At 72.2% G+C, this 3,614-nt stretch carries 5 protein-coding genes; 2 read left to right on the top strand and 3 right to left on the bottom strand.

What is annotated here, in order from left to right; translation table 11 throughout:
* Positions 1-89: 89 nt before the first annotated feature.
* The gene (locus QH283_RS00210; protein ID WP_280500998.1) at positions 90-719 is read right to left on the bottom strand and encodes a TIGR03086 family metal-binding protein; all 630 of its coding nucleotides are present in this window, start codon (positions 717-719) and stop codon (positions 90-92) included.
* 117 nt (positions 720-836) lie between these two features.
* On the opposite strand from QH283_RS00210, the gene QH283_RS00205 reads away from it, so the two are divergent.
* Together QH283_RS00205 and QH283_RS00200 are read left to right on the top strand one after the other, a co-directional pair.
* Positions 837-1,790, top strand: a complete 954-nt coding sequence (locus QH283_RS00205) for a helix-turn-helix transcriptional regulator (RefSeq protein ID WP_280500997.1) — start codon at positions 837-839, stop codon at positions 1,788-1,790.
* Positions 1,791-1,850: 60 nt separating this feature from the next.
* Positions 1,851-2,285 carry an acyl-CoA thioesterase gene (locus QH283_RS00200; protein WP_280500996.1) on the top strand — a complete coding sequence of 145 codons (435 nt, stop codon included), beginning with the start codon at positions 1,851-1,853 and terminating at the stop codon, positions 2,283-2,285.
* A 14-nt stretch (positions 2,286-2,299) separates the two neighbouring features.
* Here QH283_RS00200 and QH283_RS00195 read toward each other — a convergent pair whose 3' ends face one another.
* Together QH283_RS00195 and QH283_RS00190 are read right to left on the bottom strand one after the other, a co-directional pair.
* On the bottom strand, positions 2,300-2,950 hold the full coding sequence (locus QH283_RS00195; protein ID WP_280500999.1) for a nitroreductase family protein: 651 nt from the start codon (positions 2,948-2,950) through the stop codon (positions 2,300-2,302).
* A 50-nt stretch (positions 2,951-3,000) separates the two neighbouring features.
* A partial coding sequence (locus tag QH283_RS00190; protein WP_280500995.1) for a thioesterase family protein occupies positions 3,001-3,614 on the bottom strand: 614 nt, incomplete at its 5' end.

Raw genomic sequence — 3,614 nt, 5'->3', positions numbered from 1 at the left:
TCACCCCCCCCCCCCCCCCCCCCCCCGGGGGGGGGGGCCCCGCCCCCCCGGCGGGGGGGGGGGGCCCCGCCCCGCCACCGCCGGGTCGGTCAGCGGCGAGGCTCGCGGCCGAGGTAGCGCAGGAGGCGGTCGGTGGCCGTGCCGCCGTCACCGTCCACGACCGGCCCGTAGGCGCCCCACTGCCGCAGCGGTTCGACGCGTCCCTGCGCCGCCGCGAGGATCGGGGCCGCCAGCTCGTCGGTCAACGGTGACGGCTGACCGGTGGCCACAGCGATGTCCCAGGCGTGCACCGCCGCGTCGAGCGCGCACAGCACCGCGGCCACCGGGGTGGGCAGCGGACCGAAGGGCAGCGGGGTGGGGACGGCCTCGGTGTCGTCGTCGACGGTCGCCCACGCGGCCGCCGTCTCGTCGAGAGCCGCCGCGATCAGGGCGACGGGACCGTCGGCGATCTCGCCGGAGGGGCTGAAGGGGTCGTAGGCGGGGCCGGTGCCCGCTCCGAGAGCGGCGGCGTAGGCGCGCTGATCGCCCGCGGCGTGCTCGGCGACCTGGGCGACGTTCCACTCCGCGCAGGGGGTGGGCAGTCGCCACTGTTCCGGCGTGACGGCGGAGGCGGCGTTGCGCAGCGCCTCGTACGAGGCCGCGAGCACCGTGCGCCAGACCGGCGCGAGTTCGGTGGTGGCGTCCTGCCGGGTGCTGTCCTGCCGGGTGGTGATGTCCATGATGTGACCTCTCGCTCGGGTACTTCGCCGAATCTTGTTTGCTTCGTTGACCTCAGCCTATGCGCCTATTAGGCTCATTTCCTTCCTGATTACGCCCGCCGCTTCGAAGAGGATTATGTGACCTCGACCACAACGCGGGTGCTGCGTCTGCTCGCCCTGCTCCAGGACCGCGACCACACCGGCCCCGAACTCGCCCGCCGCCTCGGGGTCACCGATCGCACCCTGCGCCAGGACATCGCGCGGCTGCGCGATCTCGGCTATCCGGTCCACGCCACCCGAGGCCCCATCGGCGGCTATCACCTCGGCCAGGGCGCCACCATGCCGCCGCTGCTGCTCGACGACGACGAGGCGATCGCCGTCGCGATCTCGGTGGGCCTGGCCGAGAACGGCTCGACCGGCATCGCCGACATCGACCAGAGCATGCGGCGAGCCCTGGCCAAACTGGAGCGGATCCTCCCGAAACGGTTGCAGCGCACCGTGAACGCGTTGCGCGAGTCCACCGCCGTCGGGCCTGCGACGACCGGCTCCCGCGAACCCGACGCCCCGGTGCCCGCCCGCGACCTGGCCGGCATCGCCGCCGCCATCCGCGCCCGCCGGGTACTCGACTTCGACGACCGCCGGGTAGAGCCCTATCGGCTCGTGAGCTGGCAACGGCGCTGGTATCTCGTCGGCTACGACCTCGACGGCCACCGCTGGCACGCCTTTCCGGTGGCGGGCCGCGCGCGGATCGCACCGACCGGCAGGCACTTCGCCGCCCGCACGCTGCCCGAAGAGGATCTGGTCGCCTTCGTGCTCCGCGAGATCGCCTCGGCCGGGTGGAAAGTGCACGCGCGGGTCACCGTGCTCGCCCCCGCACAGACCGTCATCGACCGCATCAACCCCGCGGTGGGCGTCGTCGAACCCATCGACGACGAGTCCTGCCTGCTGCTCACCGGCGCGGACGCCATGGAGACCCTCGCCATCTACCTGAGCATGCTCATGATGGATTTCCGCATCGACGGCCCGCCGGAGCTGGTGGCACACATCCGCACCCTGGCCCGGCGCTACCAGGAGTCCGTCGCCCACCTGTGAGAACGGAACCGGTTCCGGCGCAGCCGGATACCTGTCGGTGGCCGAGGGCATGATCGCGCCATGGTGTTCACCACGCGCATCGAGGTCAGGGTGTCGGATCTGGACATGCAGGGCCACGTCACCGGAGCCGCCTACCACCAGTACGCCGATCACTCCCGGTTCGCGTGCGTGCGGGCCGCCGGCATCTCGGTGGAGCAGATGTTCGCCGCCGGGTTCGGCCCGGTGAATCTGGAGACGACGCTGCGGTTCCTGCGGGAGCTGCGCGGCGGCGACAGCGTCGACGTGTCCTGCGCATGGATCTGGGGCGAGGGCAAGACCTTCCGGGTCGAGCACGTCTTCACCCGGGAGGACGGGGAGGTGGCCGCGACGGTCTCGCACGTCAGCGGGCTACTGGATCTGGGCGCACGGCGGCTCACGCCGGAGCCCGCCCGGCAGTGGCGGCGCCTGGCCTCCCGGCCGGAACTCCTGGGATTGCCGTCGGCGGCGCGGGAGTGAGCCGAGCGGGCGGCTCACCAGCCGTCGATGTGCAGGATCGCATCGAGATCCTTGCGTGGGGCGGGCTTGAAGTCGGTGCCCTTGGTGTAGGCGACCGGCAGCATGGCGCCCTGCGAAACCTTCTCGTACGGGATGCCGAGCACCTCGGCGGCCTCCCGCTCGTAGCTCAGATGCAGTGTGGTCCATGCGGTTCCGAGACCACGCGAGCGGGCGGCGAGGCAGAAGCTCCACACGGCCGGGAACAGCGAGCCCCAATAGGAGGCCGTGGCCTGGCTGGACGCGCCGTCGACGCGGTTGCCCAGGCAGGGGATCAGCAGCACCGGCGCCTGCCCCATCCGCTCGGCGAGGTACTCGGCGGAACTCGCGACGCGCTTGCCGACGGCGTCGGCGTCCGGGTCGCCGGTGTCGCGCCTGCCCGGGTAGTGCGCGGCCGCGGCGTAGGCCTGGAAGCCCTTCCGGTAGAGCTCACCCAGCTCGCGCCGCTTGCCGGGATCGGTGACCACCACCCACTGCCACCCCTGGCTGTTGGACCCGGTCGGCGCCTGGATCGCCAGTTCGAGGCATTCGCGCACCACCTCGAGCGGCACCGGCCGCTGGAAGTCCAGGCGCTTGCGCACCGTCCGGGTGGTGGACAGCAGTTCGTCGGTGGACAGCTGCACTTCGATCGGCATGTCGGTCCTTTCGCGGTTGACGGAACGTAGCGCAGCGCGCGCCCTCAGCGGCGGATGCCCATGACCCCGCAGGTGGGCGCCTCCCAGCTGAGCTTGCCGGAGGCGGCGACGAGTTCGTCGAGGCCGAGCGCGAGGTCCTCCGGGATGGGCGCGGACCGGCGGGCGTCGAGATCGACGTGCACGAGCAGGATCTCCAGGGTGTTGGACAGCCTGCCACGCTCGCGGTCGACGAGGAAGGTCATCATGTGCACGGCCTTCTCGCCCCGGTCGAGCACACGCGCGTGCACCGACAGGGAGTCACCCTCGCGCAGTTCGCTGTGGTAGACGATGTGGTGCTCGGTGGTGAACAACCCGAGCCTGCGCTGTGCCCGGTAGTCGTCGTCCAGGCCGAGCGCGCGCAGCAGGATGTCCGCGGCATGGATGTTGTTCGACAGGTAGTGCACCACGTTCATGTGACCGTTGGCGTCGATCTCCCGCTCGGTCACCTCCGTGGTCAGCACGGCGGGCAACTCGCGGACCTGTTCGACAGTCGGTACCTGGATCGCCATGCTTCCATCCTGGAGCATGCGCGGGGGGGGGCCCCCCCGCGGCGGGGGGGGCCCGCGGGGGCCCCCGGGGGGGGGGGGGGGGGGGGGCCCCCCCCCCCCCCCCCCCCCGG

This window comes from Nocardia farcinica (assembly GCF_029867845.1).
In the GTDB taxonomy this organism is placed as follows: domain Bacteria; phylum Actinomycetota; class Actinomycetes; order Mycobacteriales; family Mycobacteriaceae; genus Nocardia; species Nocardia farcinica_A.
Note: the sequence above shows the minus strand (reverse complement) of the source record. Positions and strands in the feature narration are given on the sequence as shown.